This is a genomic window from Pseudoalteromonas sp. P1-16-1b (assembly GCF_001401785.1).
GTDB classification, from domain to species: Bacteria; Pseudomonadota; Gammaproteobacteria; order Enterobacterales; family Alteromonadaceae; genus Pseudoalteromonas; species Pseudoalteromonas undina.
This window is the reverse complement of the sequence record NZ_LKGQ01000001.1, coordinates 187,207-205,294: the sequence shown is the minus strand read 5'-3', so window position 1 is coordinate 205,294 and position 18,088 is coordinate 187,207. Positions and strand designations below refer to the sequence as shown.

At 38.2% G+C, this 18,088-nt stretch carries 18 protein-coding genes; 10 read left to right on the top strand and 8 right to left on the bottom strand.

The window, feature by feature from the left end; all coding sequences use genetic code 11:
- Nucleotides 1–67: 67 nt before the first annotated feature.
- The 4 genes from AN392_RS00855 to AN392_RS00840 all read right to left on the bottom strand — a co-directional run bounded on the left by AN392_RS00855 (nucleotide 68) and on the right by AN392_RS00840 (nucleotide 4,115).
- Complete coding sequence (locus AN392_RS00855; RefSeq protein WP_055011530.1) at nucleotides 68–745, bottom strand: SDR family oxidoreductase; 678 nt, start codon at nucleotides 743–745, stop codon at nucleotides 68–70.
- Between the two features lie 59 nt (nucleotides 746–804).
- Nucleotides 805–1,803 carry a DUF4382 domain-containing protein gene (locus tag AN392_RS00850; RefSeq protein ID WP_055011529.1) on the bottom strand — a complete coding sequence of 333 codons (999 nt, stop codon included), beginning with the start codon at nucleotides 1,801–1,803 and terminating at the stop codon, nucleotides 805–807.
- 128 nt (nucleotides 1,804–1,931) lie between these two features.
- Nucleotides 1,932–3,278 (bottom strand): N-succinylarginine dihydrolase, encoded by a 1,347-nt coding sequence (gene astB, locus AN392_RS00845; protein WP_055011528.1) that lies wholly within the window; start codon nucleotides 3,276–3,278, stop codon nucleotides 1,932–1,934.
- Nucleotides 3,279–3,626: 348 nt separating this feature from the next.
- Nucleotides 3,627–4,115 (bottom strand): MarR family winged helix-turn-helix transcriptional regulator, encoded by a 489-nt coding sequence (locus AN392_RS00840; RefSeq protein ID WP_055011612.1) that lies wholly within the window; start codon nucleotides 4,113–4,115, stop codon nucleotides 3,627–3,629.
- A 130-nt stretch (nucleotides 4,116–4,245) separates the two neighbouring features.
- On the opposite strand from AN392_RS00840, the gene AN392_RS00835 reads away from it, so the two are divergent.
- The 5 genes from AN392_RS00835 to AN392_RS00815 all read left to right on the top strand — a co-directional run bounded on the left by AN392_RS00835 (nucleotide 4,246) and on the right by AN392_RS00815 (nucleotide 9,714).
- Nucleotides 4,246–4,674, top strand: coding sequence for an organic hydroperoxide resistance protein (locus AN392_RS00835; protein WP_008108945.1), 429 nt, complete (start codon nucleotides 4,246–4,248; stop codon nucleotides 4,672–4,674).
- 185 nt (nucleotides 4,675–4,859) lie between these two features.
- A complete protein-coding gene (locus AN392_RS00830) occupies nucleotides 4,860–5,213 on the top strand; it encodes a metalloregulator ArsR/SmtB family transcription factor (RefSeq protein WP_008108943.1) in 354 nt (117 codons plus the stop codon).
- Nucleotides 5,214–5,235: 22 nt separating this feature from the next.
- The gene (locus AN392_RS00825) at nucleotides 5,236–6,249 is read left to right on the top strand and encodes an ArsJ-associated glyceraldehyde-3-phosphate dehydrogenase (RefSeq protein ID WP_054201402.1); all 1,014 of its coding nucleotides are present in this window, start codon (nucleotides 5,236–5,238) and stop codon (nucleotides 6,247–6,249) included.
- A gap of 15 nt (nucleotides 6,250–6,264) precedes the next feature.
- A complete protein-coding gene (gene arsJ, locus AN392_RS00820; protein WP_055011527.1) occupies nucleotides 6,265–7,485 on the top strand; it encodes an organoarsenical effux MFS transporter ArsJ in 1,221 nt (406 codons plus the stop codon).
- Nucleotides 7,486–7,596: 111 nt separating this feature from the next.
- Nucleotides 7,597–9,714, top strand: a complete 2,118-nt coding sequence (locus AN392_RS00815) for a methyl-accepting chemotaxis protein (RefSeq protein WP_055011526.1) — start codon at nucleotides 7,597–7,599, stop codon at nucleotides 9,712–9,714.
- A 64-nt stretch (nucleotides 9,715–9,778) separates the two neighbouring features.
- On the opposite strand, the gene AN392_RS00810 is transcribed toward AN392_RS00815, so the two are convergent.
- Nucleotides 9,779–10,366: a TetR/AcrR family transcriptional regulator gene (locus AN392_RS00810; RefSeq protein WP_010389407.1), complete on the bottom strand. Its 588-nt coding sequence runs from the start codon at nucleotides 10,364–10,366 to the stop codon at nucleotides 9,779–9,781.
- 111 nt (nucleotides 10,367–10,477) lie between these two features.
- On the opposite strand from AN392_RS00810, the gene AN392_RS00805 reads away from it, so the two are divergent.
- On the top strand, nucleotides 10,478–11,020 hold the full coding sequence (locus AN392_RS00805) for a carboxymuconolactone decarboxylase family protein (RefSeq protein ID WP_054201398.1): 543 nt from the start codon (nucleotides 10,478–10,480) through the stop codon (nucleotides 11,018–11,020).
- A 75-nt stretch (nucleotides 11,021–11,095) separates the two neighbouring features.
- Here the strand turns inward: AN392_RS00805 and AN392_RS00800 are convergent, their stop codons facing one another.
- Entirely contained in the window at nucleotides 11,096–11,626 is a 531-nt protein-coding gene (locus tag AN392_RS00800) for a hypothetical protein (RefSeq protein WP_054201397.1), read from the bottom strand.
- Between the two features lie 48 nt (nucleotides 11,627–11,674).
- On the opposite strand from AN392_RS00800, the gene AN392_RS00795 reads away from it, so the two are divergent.
- The gene (locus tag AN392_RS00795) at nucleotides 11,675–12,034 is read left to right on the top strand and encodes a DUF1294 domain-containing protein (protein ID WP_054201396.1); all 360 of its coding nucleotides are present in this window, start codon (nucleotides 11,675–11,677) and stop codon (nucleotides 12,032–12,034) included.
- A 48-nt stretch (nucleotides 12,035–12,082) separates the two neighbouring features.
- On the opposite strand, the gene AN392_RS00790 is transcribed toward AN392_RS00795, so the two are convergent.
- Entirely contained in the window at nucleotides 12,083–12,427 is a 345-nt protein-coding gene (locus AN392_RS00790) for a PEGA domain-containing protein (RefSeq protein WP_010389403.1), read from the bottom strand.
- 178 nt (nucleotides 12,428–12,605) lie between these two features.
- Entirely contained in the window at nucleotides 12,606–14,579 is a 1,974-nt protein-coding gene (locus AN392_RS00785) for a serine/threonine-protein kinase (protein WP_010389402.1), read from the bottom strand.
- Between the two features lie 393 nt (nucleotides 14,580–14,972).
- Between AN392_RS00785 and tagH the strand changes: the two genes are divergently transcribed.
- From tagH to tssK, 3 genes are read left to right on the top strand one after another with little or no spacing between them, the layout of a single operon-like run.
- Complete coding sequence (gene tagH, locus AN392_RS00780; protein ID WP_010389400.1) at nucleotides 14,973–16,247, top strand: type VI secretion system-associated FHA domain protein TagH; 1,275 nt, start codon at nucleotides 14,973–14,975, stop codon at nucleotides 16,245–16,247.
- 15 nt (nucleotides 16,248–16,262) lie between these two features.
- Nucleotides 16,263–16,727 carry a type VI secretion system lipoprotein TssJ gene (gene tssJ / locus AN392_RS00775; protein ID WP_010389398.1) on the top strand — a complete coding sequence of 155 codons (465 nt, stop codon included), beginning with the start codon at nucleotides 16,263–16,265 and terminating at the stop codon, nucleotides 16,725–16,727.
- A gap of 16 nt (nucleotides 16,728–16,743) precedes the next feature.
- Entirely contained in the window at nucleotides 16,744–18,072 is a 1,329-nt protein-coding gene (gene tssK / locus AN392_RS00770; RefSeq protein ID WP_010389395.1) for a type VI secretion system baseplate subunit TssK, read from the top strand.
- The last annotated feature ends 16 nt before the right edge of the window (nucleotides 18,073–18,088 follow it).

Sequence of the window (18,088 nt, the reverse complement as noted above, 5' to 3'; positions counted from 1 at the left end):
TTTAACAAAGCACAATTAAGTACTTTTAAAGCAAAGGCCAATAAAGATTGGCCTTTGGATTATCTTGTTAGTTGGTGGGCATTAAATAGATTTCGCGTACGCTATTACGCTGGTTGGCCTCAATAGCAAATAATACCGCATCGGCCACATCTTGTGGGTTGAGCTTATCGGGTTTTGCTTCATCAAAAAAAGGCGTATTTACCATACCTGGCGCAATAGTGGTACAGCGACCATGCCAGGGTTTCATTTCCTCTGCTAAATTTTGACCAAAGCCATGTGCAAACCATTTAGTAGCACCATATATAGAGCCGTCAATGGGTCTTCTTCCTGCTGCAGAGCTGGTTAAAATAAAATGCCCTTGGTTTTCACGTAAATGAGGCAAGGTGAGTTTTGCGGTCCACAACAACGCTTTAATGTTAAGATCAACCATGGCTGACCACTCTTGGGGATCGCCATTCTCTGTGCCTGGTGATGACACACCCATGCCCGCGTTAGCGAATGCTGCGTCTAATCGCCCAAACTTTTCAATGCCCTTACTTACTACACTCTCAAGCTCGCTAAACTGAGTGGCATCGGCTGAAACGCTAAATGCACTTTCATGGCCTAACTCATCAACTAGTTTATTGAGTTTATCTTCACTGCGCGCAGTTAATATTACTTTGTGACCATTATTAACTAATGTTTTAGCGGTCGCCTCGCCAATACCACTAGAGGCACCGGTAATTAAAATTACTTTATGTGTCATAGTTCCTCCAAAACAAAAAGCCCGCAGGTGGTGCGGGCTAGAATTTATAAAGTTGATGCTTACTGAGCAATATCAAATGTCACTTCGGTATCTTCACCGGCTACAACCGCCACCGGCTTAACTTGATATAGGGTAAACGCTTCATCTTGTAGTTCGGCATCATCAATATGCGCATTACAGGTATAACCTAGCTGATAATCGCCAGGCGTAATAAATGCTAGTTCAAATTCATATTGGCTAGTTTCATTGTTAAGTACCACATTTGCAGTAGCTAATGGTGCGTCTACAGGGGTTTCACCCTCAGTGACTTCGTAATTATCAAGTGGTTGCTCTACATCACTGTTATACAAGTAAACAGCATGGCCGAATGAACCATCTTCAGCGGCAACCTCAATGTTATCGGTTTCACAATTTGCATAAAGTGATTCGCTTACTGTACCTTCAATATCTTGTGACTCAGCAAGGTTTTCAAGACGAACTCCACGTGGTTTTAATACTATTTCGTTACCGCTTTGTGGCGCAACTAACGATTTTTTAAGATCAAATTCAAGTACAAAAGTGTTGTCCGTTTGATTCAGAGTAAAACCATCAAGTTGAATCTCACCGATTCCGTCATTGCCTTTTCGTTTTACGATTAACGGTGCAATGCTGTCATCTTCATAAACAACATGCGAAGTTTCGGTTAGGTTGTTTATATCACCATTAATTACATCAGCACGTATCCACGCGTATTCACCTGCAGGTACGTCTTCGCCCTCTAGTAAGGAAAAAATATCATCGCCAGTGTAATCCAATAAGTTAACCATTTCAGCTTCGGTTGAATCGCTGGCTTCACGTGTTTCGAAGCTAAAATCTTCGCCACCTTGTGAACGAAGGGTGATAGAGTCAAAAACTACATTAACCGCTTTTAAGCCTGTTACTGGCGCATCTGAAACTCCTAAACTGAACGTTGATTTTTGCGGTTCGGTAGGAGTAATAGGGGAGTCATCATTTGATGAACCACAACCCGTTAATGCTAATAAGACGGCGCTACTAAGTAATGTTGATTTTAAGTTCATGTTAGGTTTCCAAATACTTTAAAGTATCACTCAGTATAGATACAAAAACTTAACCTAAATTGAATTAAAATTATTAATTACAGGAAGAAGATTTAAATACTGTGTATCTTCCCCCTATAAAAAAAAGCTTAGGCTTCTAATTGGAAGGGATAAACTGATCCCAAGCTCAGTAATTGTGTTAACTCATCAAGGGCTTGGTAGCTTTCGGTAAGTAAAGCAGGGTCTGCAAAGTCGTTGGCACCAAGTTTATCTCGGTAATGGCGAGTAGCCCAATCACATAATTGAGTATACTTTTGCTCATTTAAGATCACATCAGGATTTACCGCTGCTAATTCGTGGCTGTTTAATGCAACTCGTAATCGCAAACAAGCAGGCCCACCACCATTTTGCATACTTTGGCGCAAATCAAAAAACTGCACTTGATTTATGGGGTTATCGGCAACAATTAGCTCTTCAATATACGCTTTTACAGCAGGGTTGCGCTGGCATTCTTGTGGGGCAACGAGCAACATTGCATCGTCACTAAGGCTAACCAGTTGGCTATTAAATAAATAGCTACTGACAGCATCTTGAATACTCACTTTGCTGGTTGGCACCTCGATAATATAAAGCTGTTTGTTACCTACATAGGCTTCTCGGATATCGTCTAATGCTTGCGTTTGGTTTAAAAACGCCTGTTGATGGCATAATAAAACATTGGCGTTACCCACTGCAATTACATCATTATGGAACACCCCTTGGTCAATCACATCAGGGTTTTGTTGTAATAGTATTTGGCTGGTATCTTTTATATTGTGCAATCGACAAATGGCTTCAGACGCTTCCAAAGTTTGCCTTGCAGGGAACTTAACGGGTTTAACCAGTTTACTGTTAAAGGCACTTGCACCAAATACAAATAACTCTAGCCCGGTTTCACCATGGCTGTCGCACAGGCGAGTATGGTTTGCTGCGCCTTCATCACCAAAAAAACCTTGCTCAGGCAAATGTGAATGGTGTGCAAAGTATTGTTCGTTATTAAACATCGCTTTGAGCAAACGTGTAGTGGTGTTTGGCTCTAAAGAGCGATGAAATTTATTATTTAGATTAGCCGCAGTGAAGTGTACCTTGCCGTCGTTAGTATCAGGTGAAGGCGATATGGTGGCTGCATTAGCGGTCCACATGGCAGAGGCAGAGTAACAGGCGCGCAATAAAATAGGATCAGCTTTAAAAGCTTTATTAATGACTTGCGCATCGTTGCCAGTAAATCCTAAACGGCGAAGTACATTTAAATCTGGGCGAGCATGAGGCGCAAACACCCCTTGGGTTAAGCCTTTATCATGCATAGCTTTCATTTTAGCCAGGCCCTGCAATACAGCTTCTTGCGGATTTGAAAAACTCGCCGCGTTATTTAACGAAGCAACATTACCATACGACAAACCTGCGTAGTTGTGAGTAGGGCCGACTAAGCCGTCAAAATTAACTTCTAAAGCATGCATACACGTTCCACTAACCAATTAAATAGTCTTTTACAATACAACGCTATGAGGTAGCTTGCAAAGTCTGTTCAAAAATAGTTTAACGCGAATAGATACGCTCTTTTTCACTGGTGGTATGCGTATTTGTTGGCTCATTTACTTGCCACACTGTGATATCTAAGCGCCATAAAAAATAAAGAGTGTTGTATAAATTAGACATAACTTTTCCTTGGTGTTGCTAACGTCATTAAGAGAGAAGAAAGAAGTATGCCAATTGTTAATTGAATATTTTATGAATAATAATCAATAAGTTAATTTTTTATAACTAAACTATAAAAAAGCTTAAGCACCACATTGGATAAATTTACGCTAGGTTTGCACTAACTTGGGACTGTCTTTAGCATCGACACTTTCATCTTCAGTCTGGGTGCTTAAGTCGCTAACGATTAAATCGAGTAACTGCATTAATTGCTGTGCTTGGTTAGTGTCGATACTGTCAAATTTACAGAAAATTGTTTTTGGAATATCAGCAGCTTTAAGTTTTAAAGATTGGCCGGTGTGAGTCAATTGCACCAAACGCTTACGCTTATCGTGTTCGTCCTTTATAACGTTAAGCAGTGACTTGCTGGTCATCTTTTTTAATATTTGAGTAAGCGCGCCACCATCAATTGCGGTTTTATCGATTAGTTCGGCGATGGTTACTTCATCTTGCTCCCAAAGCGCCATCATAACAACATACTGAGGATAGGTAAGGTTAAGCTCTGTTAGAGGCTCCCGATAGGCACGGGCTATGCTGTTAGACGCCATATATAAACGATGGCATAACTGATTTTTTAATTTTAACTGTTCAAACGACATCGCATTACCCTTCATTTCAAGATAGCTTATTTTAATTTGCATGCAAAGTAATTGCAATCAGAATTTAATTGCCTTATTATTTTGCGTGCAAAGTAATTAATTTGAAAATTTTAAATCTTAGGAGTTCACTATGAATGTATTACAAAATGTAGCTTATACAGCAAAAGCAACGGCAACAGGCGGACGTGAAGGCGTTGCTAAATCGGATGATGGTCGTTTAGATGTTAACTTATCAACGCCTAAAGGGTTAGGTGGTGACGATGGGCAGGGCACTAATCCAGAGCAATTATTTGCAGCAGGTTATGCAGCCTGTTTTATTGGTGCGCTTAAATTTGTAGCCGGTAGCGAAAAAGTTGCTTTACCAAGCGATACTTACATTAACTCTGAAGTGTCTATTGGTGCTATTGAAGGCGGTTTTGGTATTGCTGTAAAGCTTGCTGTATCACTAGGTGATATGGATAAAGCAGCGGCGCAAGAGCTTGTAAATAAAGCACATCAAGTATGCCCATACTCAAACGCAACACGCGGTAATATTGAGGTAGAACTTTCAGTTATTTAATTTACCTCTTTATATTGTTTATAAAAACACGCCATGAGTGATCATCGCGTGTTTTTTATTCGCAACTATATCTATAAATGAATTGAAAATAGATAAAATCAGTTATATTCGAAATTTCATATATTCACTATTCCATATGTTTGTTTTTTGTTTTATTGTATATGCATAAACCAAATGAGGACGCTATGGAACAACTCAACCCACTACAGTTTTATAAATGCTTAGCTGACGATACGCGCTTAAAAGCCATGCTGCTAATTAGCCATGAGCAAGAATTATGTGTATGCGAGCTTGTGGCAGCCCTTGAGCTTAGCCAGCCTAAAGTATCTCGTCACTTAGCCCAGCTTAGGCAATGTGGCTTATTGAGCGATCGTAAGCAAAATCAATGGGTGTATTACAGTATTAATAAAGCCCTACCAGAGTGGGCTGAAAATGTACTAGCACAAACCCGTAGCGCTAATATTGAATTTTATAACGATGATTTAAATCGACTCAATGCAATGGGTAACCGCCCTGAGCGTGCAGCAAACTGCTGTTAATTAACTTTTAAAGGTATTTATTATGACAATTAAAGTAGGGATTAATGGTTTTGGCCGTATGGGGCGCTTAACATTGCGTGCAGCACTTGATTGGCCAGAAATTGAATTTATTAAAATTAATGATGTTGCTGGCGATGCTAAAACGCATGCACATTTACTCGAATTTGATTCAGTACATGGGCGTTTGGCACACAATGTAACAGCATCAGCGCACAGCTTTAGTGTAGGTAAACACACCATTGATGTAACTAATAATAAAAACATTGATGATACTGATTGGTCAGATTGCGATGTAGTCATTGAAGCCAGCGGTGTGATGAAAACCACCGAATTATTAAATCACTACCTAGCTCAAGGTGTAAAACGTGTGGTAGTGACTGCACCGGTGAAAGAAGACGGTATTTTAAATGTAGTGATGGGCGTAAATGATGATTTATATAATCCTGATGAGCATAAAATTGTTACAGCGGCATCATGTACAACCAACTGTTTAGCGCCAATTGTTAAAGTACTACAAGAAAAAGTGGGTATTAAACACGGCTCTATGACTACTATTCACGATATAACTAACACCCAAACTATTATTGATGCCCCACATAAAGACTTACGTCGAGCTCGCTCATGTGGTACCAGTTTAATTCCCACCACAACAGGCAGTGCTACGGCTATTACGCATATTTTCCCTGAGCTTAAAGGGAAACTTAATGGCCATGCTGTTCGTGTGCCACTTACTAATGCATCAATTACCGACTGTGTATTTGAGCTTGAACACGGTGTTACGCAAGATGAAGTAAACGAGTGGTTTTATCAGGCTGCAGAGGGCACATTAAAAGGGATTTTAGGTTATGAAGAGAAGCCACTTGTGTCTATTGATTATAAAACCGATCCGCGTAGTTGTACTATTGACGCGCTTTCTACCATGGTGATTAATAATACCCAGCTTAAATTATATGCTTGGTACGATAATGAGTGGGGATATGCAAACCGTACCGCCGAACTTATGCTAAAAGTAGCAAAAAGTGATGTAGTTAATTAGCCTAAGATATTAACCATGTTTGCTCAACTTAGTGATTTACCTCAAGCGATAAAACAATATTTAATTATTACCGGTAATTATTGGGCGTTTACTTTAACCGATGGGGCGCTGAGAATGCTGGTGGTGCTGTATTTCCATCAGCTAGGATATGATGCACTTGCCATCGCTATGCTGTTTTTGTTTTATGAAGTGTTTGGGGTGATCACTAACTTAGTGGGGGGGTGGCTTGGCGCGCATTTAGGCTTAAATAAAACCATGAATATTGGCTTAGGCATACAGCTTGTTGCCTTAGCTATGTTATGTGTACCTAGTGATTGGCTGGGCGTTTTTTACGTTATGGCTGCACAAGCGCTCAGTGGTATTGCCAAAGATTTGAATAAAATGAGTGCTAAAAGCGCAATTAAGTATTTAGTGCCTGATGACGAAACAGGGCAAAGTAAACTATATAAATGGATTGCGTTACTAACCGGTTCAAAGAATGCGCTCAAAGGCATAGGCTTTTTTTTAGGTGGATTACTATTAACTTTAGTGGGCTTTAAAGGCGCATTATTTGCGTTGATTGCTCTGTTAGGTATTGCTTGGTTGGTTAGCCTTATTTACTTAAAAGGTGATATGGGTAAAGCCAAAAATAAGCCTAAATTTAAGGAGTTATTTTCAAAATCCAGAGCCATTAATTTACTCAGTGCTGCGCGATTATGTTTATTTGCTGCACGTGATGTATGGTTTGTAGTTGCGCTACCTGTTTATTTGGCCGCTCAGTTTAACTGGGATCATTGGTGGGTAAGTGGTTTTATGGCACTGTGGGTTATTGCCTATGGAGCTGTGCAGTCACAAGCCCCTAAAATAACCGGTAATTCGGCTAATAAAATTGATGTGCTTAATAAGGCATACTACTGGGCCATTGCTTTAACGGGGGTGACTTTTATATTAGCAGTGCTCATGCAGTTTAATATTGCTATTCATATTAGTTTGATCACCGGTTTGTTAATTTTTGGTGCTGCTTTTGCAGTTAATTCCTCTTTACATAGTTACCTTATAGTCAGCCTTGCTAAAAGCGATGCAGTATCACTTGATGTGGGCTTTTATTACATGGCTAATGCAACCGGTCGACTGGTTGGGACAGTATTCTCAGGATTAGTGTATAAACTATATGGATTACAAGCTTGCTTGTGGGTAAGTGTTAGCTTGCTTTTTGTTGTTGTGTTAGTGACTCTGCGACTAAATAAGCAAAGTTAAATGGTCGTTGGCTATGAGATTAAGTTATCCATATTATTTTAAAATAATTAATAATATGTTGTTTAATTTGGTCTAAACTAAAAATAAATAAGTAAAGCAAGGTAGTTATAAATGCGGGAAATAGCGTTAGCAAAAAAGTTATTATGGATAAGCGTCGGAAGTATACTTTTAACGGTAGTACTATTTTCAGGCATACTTTGGTCTAAACTCTCATCGAGTAATGCCAACACTTCTGCAGAAGCTGAGACTCTAATTGTTAATGAGGTGGATGGGCGATTAACAGCAAATGCAGCCGCCTATGGTGAAAAAATTGCCGCCTTTATTAATGAAGCTTACCGAATACCTTTTTCACTTGGTAGTATTTTAGAAGATGCCGATAAAGCCTCAATAAAGCGTGATTCAGTTGTTTCTTTAAATCGTTCAATATTAGAAAGTAATGATGTTATTTCCTCTATTTATTCACAGTTTGAAAAAAATGGTTTTGATGGTAAAGATAGTGAATTTACTCAAGGATACAATCACTCTGTTGCCGGTGCTGGAACATTAGAAATTTATTTTACCAAAAACAGCAATGGTTTGGTTGAGCAACAGGTTGTGGAAGACGCGGAAGAAAAATACGCGGATAAAATAAACGAATTTGGTTTACGTGAGGCAGAGTGGTATTTGTGTGCTAAAGACAAGCTAAAACCATGCATTATGGAACCCTACTTGTATGAGATTACACCGGGTTACTCAGAAATGATGACCTCACTTGTTGTCCCTGTTATTAAATCAGGCAAGTTTGTAGGCGTTACAGGGGCGGATATAACTTTACCTGTATTTCAAAAACTAACAGAAGAGCTTTCAAAGGCGCTTTACGATGGCAAAGCAAAAGTAACGTTACTTAGTCATTTGGGTTTAATTGTTGGTACAAGTCATTACAAAGAAAAATTAGGCCGCCCACTAAAAGAAGCTGTTAGCGCTAAAAGTTATGAGAGTTACAAAGCACTAAAAGGCACTAAAGGAATAAACAAACAGGGCGCTGAAATAATGGTGTCTTACCCGATTGAAATTAAGCTTGCTGATGTGAAATGGATGTTGCTAATTGAAGTACCCGCTGAACTTGCTTTTGAGGGGCCTATTCAATTAACTGCGGGCATGTCTGAGGCAGCAAAAGAACTGGGTGTGATTATTTTGATCACCGGGACTGTGATTGCGGTATTGGCATTTGTAGTAATGAAGCTTGTAGTAGGCAGTGTTGTGGCTCCTCTTAAACAAATTCAGGAGCGGGTTGACAACTTAGCAAGCTCTGAAGGTGATTTAACACAAACTCTGCATGTTGATACTCACGCTGAGCTTATAGCTCTGGCTGGAGGATTTAATAAGTTTTTATCAAAACTTCGTGAATTGATCAGTGAGCTTAAAGCGGTCTCAGATCAAACCAAGCACCAAGGTGAAGTTACCTCAAATATTGCGGTAGAAACCAAGCATAATGTGCAGGCACAGTTTAAAGAAATTGAAAGTGTGGTTACTGCAATGAACGAAATGAGCGCGACAGCACTTGAAGTGGCAAAAGCTTCAGAGCAGTCGGCGCAACAAGCTGATGAAATTAACACCTTAGTGGTTAGTAGCGAATCGAGCTTATCATCGGCTATGACGCAAGTTAAAACCATGTCTGAAGAAATTAAAGAAGCTAATCAGGCAGTAGAAAAAGTAGCATCGCGTAGTAATGATATTACTCAAATACTTGATGTGATCCGAACTATCTCTGAGCAAACTAACTTACTAGCACTAAACGCAGCTATTGAGGCTGCACGAGCTGGGGATCACGGACGTGGTTTTGCCGTTGTTGCTGATGAGGTTAGAGCTTTAGCATCTAAAACGCGCTCCTCAACCGATGACATTAGTAGTTTAATCGATAGCTTACTTTCAGAAGTGGGTAATGCATCAACTGTTATCGAAAAAGGTGTAGTACGCGCCGAAGCTGCAGTAGATGAAACCTCAACAGCTTTTGATGCACTGCACAGTGTGGTTGTGAAAGTAGATGAAATAACCAATCAAATTACCCATATTGCAACGGCTGCTGAAGAGCAAAGCTTAGTCACCGAAGAAATAAATCGCAACTTGACGATAATTTCTGATGCTGCTTCACAGCTTTCTGATTTATCTGCTCAAGCAGGCGATAGTAGCGAAGAGTTAAATAAACTAGTTGCGCAGCAAGACTCTGAGCTTAATAAATTAAAAACCTAGACGTTGAACTTGGGTTTTAGATTAAAAAGGCAGCTAACTTTATTAGCTGCCTTTTTATTTTAAGCTAAAGACTCTTCATGAGTGAAAACATGTTTTCGATCATTGGTTTGGCCAACTTTTCTACATTTGGTCGATTAAAATAACTACGTAAGCCAGTAAATTGTATTTGGAAAAAACGAGCATAATCTATAGCCGAGGTATTTCCACTGAGCTCTTTATTAGCTATAGCGTTTGTAAATAGTTCAGTAAGGTAATGTTCAAAGTCTATCATCAGCTCTACGCTGATTTGATAAAGATAGCTGTCTTTATCAACAAACTCATTATTTGCCTTAACTAACATGCAGATAGAACTTGGAGTATGACTTTGTGAGGAAATAACAACATATTCTACAAAGTCTTGCAGTGCTTCAAGAATACTGCTGCATGATACTAAACGTTCATCTATTAAGCTTTGCATTTGCTTGGCATAATTTTTTATCGCTTCACAATATAAACCTTCCTTAGAGCCAAATGCCGCATAAATGCTGCCTGGACGCATATTAATTGCATCTTGTAAATCGCGGGTAGATGTAGCATGAAAGCCCTTCTCCCAGAATAATTGACTAGCGGCATAAACAACTTGCTCGCGTTCAAATTTAACTTTATTGGCCATGATAGTTTCTATTAAGTTGAGCAACTGTTCAATTTTAACTTGAGCGATCGCTCAAAATCAAATAGTATGTGTCTCGATGTTACTTAAAACTATTTTTAATTGGAGTTAGTGATGGCCGAATTTACCCTATACACACAAGAAAATGCATCAGAAGAAGCACAACCTCTATTGGCAGACTCTATTGCTGCTTTTGGTATGTTACCCAACCTTCATGCTGTAATGGCTGAGGCGCCAACCTTACTTAAAGGCTACCAAGTACTGCATGAGCTATTTCAAAAAACATCGTTTAACGCAGAAGAGCTAACAGTGGTATGGCAGTCAATTAATGTTGAGCACGAATGCCATTACTGTGTACCAGCACACAGCGCAATTGCCGCTTCAATGAGAGTTGATCAAGGTATTGTTGATGCGCTAGTTAATAAAACGCCACTGGAGGATGTAAAACTTGAAGTTCTTCGTGAAACAACCCTTGAGATGACACGCGAACGAGGTGTGCTAAGCCAGTCACAGCAGGATAAGTTTTTTGCCGCTGGCTATACAAAGCAACAGCTTTTAGAAATTGTATTGGGTCTTGCGCAAAAGGTGATGAGTAATTACACCAATCATCTTGCAGATACGCCAGTGGATGATGCGTTTAAGAAATTTGTAAAATGATAGGTTAGCCGCTATTTAGCCATTAAGTTATATCGATTTAATGGCTAAATAATTTTTATATAAAGATGAAGCTGTTTATTTAAATTTAACGTCTTTATTACTGCGATAGTAAGTTCGAACTTCCGGTTTAGTCCATTCACCTTTTTTTAAATAAGAAGTAGACACAACAAACTGTTGGTCTTTAAATTCACTGGTTGATTTCACTTTAGTGATCCCTTCTTGGCTACCTGTAACATCTTCATAGGCCACAAATTGTGTTGGGCTCAGTACTTTCATGACGCCTTTAGTATAAAAGCCAGCTGTTGTGAAATAATAGAAAACAAGTGACTGTTTTTTACGATCATAGAAAATCATTGATTCCCCTCCATACTCACCCTCATTAATAGAGTGTGTAGTACGAATGGCTTTACCATTAAGTACGCGCTGCCATTTACTCACATCTTGAATGTTTGGCTCACCTTTTTCGGTATTAAAATCAGCTTGCCAAGTGCCTAAGTAGGGCGTGAAAATCGCAAGTTCTGGTGCTAGTGACTCTGTTTTATTATTTGCTAGAGTGCTAAATATAGATAGCGATAACAGCAGCATCGCGGCCTTTAAATATGTCATAATTAACCCGAGTGTTTATTTATTATTCTTATTATAGGCGATTATTTTTTGATAAAAAGTACCTTAATTATATTTTCGAGCGTGTTTATAGCTTTACTATGGCTTGCTTATTTAAATCATAAAATTGAGATGTTCGTACCGATATATATTTCACTACTCAGTGGTATTACATTTTTATATTATGCGTGGGACAAACGAAAAGCAGTACAGTCGAATCGCAAGCAAGTAAGTCGTATACCTGAACGACATTTACATCTCTGTGCTCTATTGGGAGGATGGCCTGGTGCACTTATAGCGCAGCAGACTTTAAGGCATAAGTCACAAAAGCGTGTATTTATAGTGATATTGTGGCTGTGTATAGCGGTGAATTTAAGCTTGGGTAGTTATGCATGGTATGTTTATTATTAATGTTTAAATGCCTTTATTCATTAAAGGCATTTCACTTTTTTAAACAGTCTATTGCGCTGATTGGCTTAACTGTTTTTCATCGAGCTCTATAGTTAAAATGGTTTTTTTATCAACCGTTACCCATTTTCTATAAGTTACATAGCCCGCTTTACTTACTTCAATATCATATTTACCAGCATCTAGTTCAATTGCATCTTGATATACAGGCACTATATTCATTATCCGTACTCTAGAATCAGCTGGGTTAGTAATAACCGTAAGTGATATTGGTGCACTTTCTTCGCTCACTTGAGGGGTTGGCTCAATAACGACATCTTCAGTTTTGCTGGTTTTAGATGTTGCTGAACAGCCTGAGAGTATGAGGGCTGCAGCTAGTAAGCTTAAATTTTTCATAGGTACTCCATTAATTATAAAAACTCTAAATATGTAAAATCTTGGCGGAGTGTATGATGATATGAATGCACTCGTCGTCCTTGACTTTGTTATCTGTATTTTGATTTTAGTCTAATAGCTATGTAATCGTTATTCAATCACCACTGTGCTATTTTTGAGCAATAAATATATACTCTTTTTAAAGCATATTATCTAAAGACTGAGTAATCGCTTCACTTTTTTCAACTAAGCGCTCAGCAGCTTTATACATTCTTTTTTTCATTAAATCGTTAGCTGTGCTGATGTAACGTCTAGATAATTCTTTTCTCAACGAGACTAAAAGTGAGAAGTCATTCGGTAATGCTGTTGATTCAGACTTAATAAACTCTTCAAACTCCATTAACGCTTTATGATCTTCTATTGTTTCTAATTGAGCCGAGAAACGTTGAAACTTAGGACCATAAAACACCACTGCATCGGCACGCGGAAAGTCGGCTTGTTCGCCTAAATTAACCTTTTGCTGATACGCAGTTAATGCATTAATAGCAGACTCTCGCTGCATTAAATTTGCTAGTAACTCATCCGCTTTTTTGTTGTTTGTAAAAACGATTTTACCCACGTTTAAGAGAACTTTTTGGGTGATCACATCGTCACTTTCTATAGCGGTATTTAACGCAACAGTGAAATTATCAAGGTGAAGATCTGTTGGCTGATAACGGTAAGTTTTATCAACTTCTTTTAAGTCTGAAACTAAGTGAGCAATACTATTGGGCTGCTCTTCGTTATAACGCGACTGTTCAAGTAATAAATCGATTCTGGCTGTAATATCAAAAATAATTGATTGGCGTTCTCTAAGTACACTTTCTAATTGCATCGATAGTTTTTCTGAATCAGGGTAATAATCTAATGCATCAGAGTAGACGGCTATGATTTTATCGAAATCTTTAAATTTACGACCTGCAATATTATTAAACTGATTAGCTTCATCATTAAAGCTCTCTAATATGCTTTGCTGGTTTGATCTTAGTAACCCTTGTTTAAGCACTTCATATTGTGGTGGAATTTGTTCAAGTTTGTTTAAAATAGTTGGCCCCTGCCAAGACATCCACGCTTCTACTTGTTGGTTAATCGCTTTGGCATTATCGAGTTGTGCCTGTAATTGTTTTGTATTATCTGAGCTTGAGTAATAATTTTGCGCAATTAAACCAATAATGGCGATACTGGCGACGCTTGCAAAAATGGCTGGCTTTAAGTTTGTTGTGAGACTTTTTAAAATGGGCTCTAATGATTCAAGCCTTTGATTCGCATTTAAAACTAATGCTTTATTTAAATTGTTCCACAAAAGAATAGGGCAGTTACTTGGTTTTTTAACTGCTGTATTTTTAGGTACTTTGTCTGCAGCAACACGGTTAAATGGGTGTTTACTACTAAGTAGTTCATAGGCAATACAGGCAAAAGAAAAAACATCGTCTTTTACTGATGCTTCACTACCCTTTAATTGCTCAGGACTTGCATATGTTGGGGTGTAGCCGCCAATAGTTGCCAGTTCACTGTCATTTTTTACAGCGTATTGATCGTCTAAGCTTTTGTGTTTGGCAATACCAAAGTCAAGCACCTTAAGGTTGCCGTTAGAGTCAAAAATAATATTTGAGGGCTTAAGGTCGTTATGAATTACGCCCCGCGAGTGGGCATAAATTAGCGCATTGGTTAATTGCTCTAAAATAATTTTTGCTTTTTTAAACGCTAAACCTGAGGGTTTATTACGTTTAATAATTTGTTCCAGTGTTTCCCCTTCAATTAACTCCATAGTGACATAATATAAATCGCCGTCAGAGTCTGCTGAGTACACTTTTACAATACTTGGGTGGGAAAGTTGCTGTGTTTTTGCTGTTTCATCTTTTAGTAATGAAATAGCTTCTTCAGAGCTTGAAAATTCTTCCTGAAGTACTTTAATTGCTACTGTGGCTTCTGAGCGATTACTGCTTTCTAAAAAAGTATCGCGCGCCCGATAAATGTAGCACATACCGCCTTGGCCAATCAGCTCTTCAATTAAGTAGCGGCCAGATATTTTTTTGCCAAGTAGGTTTTGCTTGCGAATGTTTGACGTTTTTTTTGTGTTTGAGTCTAGGGAAGCAATCTGAGTTTTATCGTTGTGATCATTAGTACTACTCATAAAAAATCCTTTTATTGTGTTAAGTTAAATAATTACAAAGGTAAATATTCTCTGCTTATCTATCAATTTTCCCTCTGATATGAGTATGTATTTTACAAAAATATACAATTATAGCAATGCCTGAGTGACATATTGTTGTTGGTAAATTTCCCTTACTATATATTGAAAAAGTCGGTTTAAAGCTAGAAGGGGTCTCTAAACAGGCTGTTTTTGGCCTAGTTATAAAGCATTACGGTAAAATCTTTCATCGCTGTGTAATGTGTTTATCAAACATCTTGTTTTAGAGACAAAATCAAGAGCGCAATATTTTCTTGTGTTAATTTCAATGTTGACAATAGTTTCGCTTCTACTTTATCCTGTTCACAATAACGATATAAGGGACTGACTTATCAAATGGAACTGATACTAAACATCACTAGTTATCACAGACTTTCGCCTGAAATAGAAGCCACTAAAACTGTAACAGATTCATTAACTTTTGGTCGCTCTGAAGCGTGCGATTGGCATTTACCCGATCCCGAAAAAATAATCTCAAGTAAACACGGTATAATAGAAAAAGAAGGTGACTCTTTTTACGTATACGATAATTCAACTAATGGATTATTTATTAACTTTGCTGTAGCGCCGCTTGGTCAAGGCAACAAACAACGTTTGTCAGACAGTGACGTATTAACCATCGGCGATTTTCAAGTCAATGTAGTGCTAACATCAGATCAACAAGCTGATGTGAGTAGTTCTGCTCCAAGTCATTTTCAATCAGTAGATACTTTCGCTACGCAAAACTCTCAACCGGCTGAGCAGTCTATACCTTCATTCGATGACTCGATTATGAATGAGTCGATGCCTGAGATATCAGTGACTGCGCAACAAACAACAGATAATCATATTCCTGAAGACTGGGATGAATTAACGCGCCTTATGAATACCGATGACTTTGACATTGGCAATAATGTTAGCAATTCATCAGCACCTGTTGATACTCCTGCGCCTGCGCCTATTCAAGAACCTCCTCGTTCAAATAGCCACGCTAATGAGCACAAACCTGACAAACAGTCTGCACCAATAAAGAACGTAGTTCAAAATGACAAGGCGTTATCTGATGCGTTTTTAAAAGGGTTAGGGATTAAAGATGAGCTTAAAAATTCGTTAGATAATGAAAAACTGTGGTTTGAAATGGGCCAAGGGCTTAATTTATTACTCACTGAGCTTATGGAATCTTTACGTCAACGCGCGATTGTAAAAAACAAATTAAGATTGAATCATACGATGTTTCAGGCTGAACAAAACAATCCATTAAAATTTTCTGCCAATATTGATGATGTTATTCAGAACTTGTTCATAAAAAATAGTGCAAGCTTTCTGTCTTCGAATGAATCTATTAAAGAAAGCTTTATAGACACACGTAAGCATGAGCATGCTTTACTCGCTGGTGCAGATGGTGTGTTAAAAGGGATGTTATCGCAGGTTTCTCCCATGCAAATTAATCAACAGGCAAACGATAATTCTAACGTGTTAAAAATTATCCCTGGTCAAATAGAGTCTAAATGCTGGAAGTTATATCAAAGTTTATATGATGATATTTCTCAGGAAGTGAACACTAAAGGCGCCATGGCAATGTCTGATGATTTTTTAAAGGCATACAACGATCGAATCAAAGAAACGCACTAGAAAGGAAAGTAAATAATGTACAAAGTTAAGCTCTACTTATTGAGTTTTAGTTTACTATTTTTGGTTATGGGATGTACTACGATGAATAAAATCGTACCTCCTTCTACCGATCTGATCATTAATGTATCTAAAAATGTTAATCCAGATACGTCAGAACGTCCTTCTCCAGTGGTAATGAAAATTTTTGAGCTTAGCTCAAGAACTATTTTTGACACGCAGGACTTTTTTAGCTTGTACGACACACCAGAAAAAATCCTCGGACCTGACTTATTAAAAAAAGATGAATTAGAACTTCAGCCTGACTCAATACAACAATATAAAATGAGCCTTAATCGAAATACTCGTTACGTTGGGGTTGTTGTTGCTTATAGAAATATAGATCAAGCAAGGTGGAGAGCGGTTATAGAAGTTGACCCTACCGGCTATGACGATATCAATGTTAATGTAGAAGCAATTGCGACATACATGAGAGAGCAATAAAAAAGGATTTTTAAAAATGGGTGATAACACTCGTGTTGCTTGGACTGAAGGAATGTTTTTAAGACCTCAGCACTTTCAACAAGCAGATAAATATATTTCTAATGTTATCAAGCAAGTATGCAGTGGCAATCTTGCTGATCCGTGGGGAATAATCGATATAAGTATTGATAATGAATTGCTTAACAGCGGGCAGTTTGCTGTAGACGCATTATCAGCAATCACTCCAGATTTATTACCAATAGATATGCCTCAATCAACATCATTACCTGAACCGCTAGTGGTTAATAAAGATGTTTTTGATGAGATTGTTTACCTTGCTATCCCTGCGCTAAAAAATAGCGGGATTAATATATCTTCAGCCGACGATAACACCGTTACTCGGTATAAGCTCAATGACTTGTCAGTGAGTGATGATTTATTAGGGGCACAATCTCAGGAAATTATTCAAGTTGCGAAAGTGTATAGCAAATTGATGCTGTCTTCTGATGATCATTCAGGCTATATCGTACTGCCTTTGGCGAGAATTATAGATGTGAGTAGTGAAGGGCAAATAAAGTTAGATGCTAAGTATATTCCTCCTTCTTTAAAAGTAGGGCAATGCAAACCTTTATCAGGGCTGGTCAGAGAAATTGGCTCAATGATAAAGCAGCGCGCTGAAAGTATAGCCGCTAGGCTCAGTCAAGGCTATGCAGGGAGTACCTCAGTTGCAGATTTTATCATGCTGCAAACACTAAATAAGTATGATGCGATATTTAATAACTTGCTTAGTGTCAATAGCTTACACCCTAATGTATTTTATAGTCGTTTAATTGAGCTTGCGGGCGAGTTGTCAACTTTCAGCACAGCTAATAAGAGGGTACCTAAATTACCTAATTATGATCATACTAATTTAGGACAGGTATTTAATGAAGTGGTTAACTTTTTATACCAATCGTTAAGCCATGTTATTGAGCAAACAGCAACTGAAATTAAACTTGAGCAAAGTAAATTTGGTATTTCTTTTGGTGCGTTAAAAGACAAGTCAATTCTCAATTCAGCTCAATTTGTTTTAGCAATCAAAGCAAGTGTGCCACATGAAGAATTAAGAAAAATTCTGCCTTCGCAAATAAAAATTGGCAGTGTAGAAACTATTCGAGATCTGGTAAATAACCAAATTCCAGGTATTACTATTAGCAATTTACCAACAGCACCAAGACAAATTCCTTATCATGCTGGTTTTCATTATTTTGAATTAAATAGGCATGGTGAACATTGGGATAAATTACGTTCCAGCGGGGGAATTGCTATTCACCTCTCAGGAAATTACCCAGAGCTACAACTAAGCCTTTGGGCGATAAGAACTTAACTTTTTAAAAGGAAGA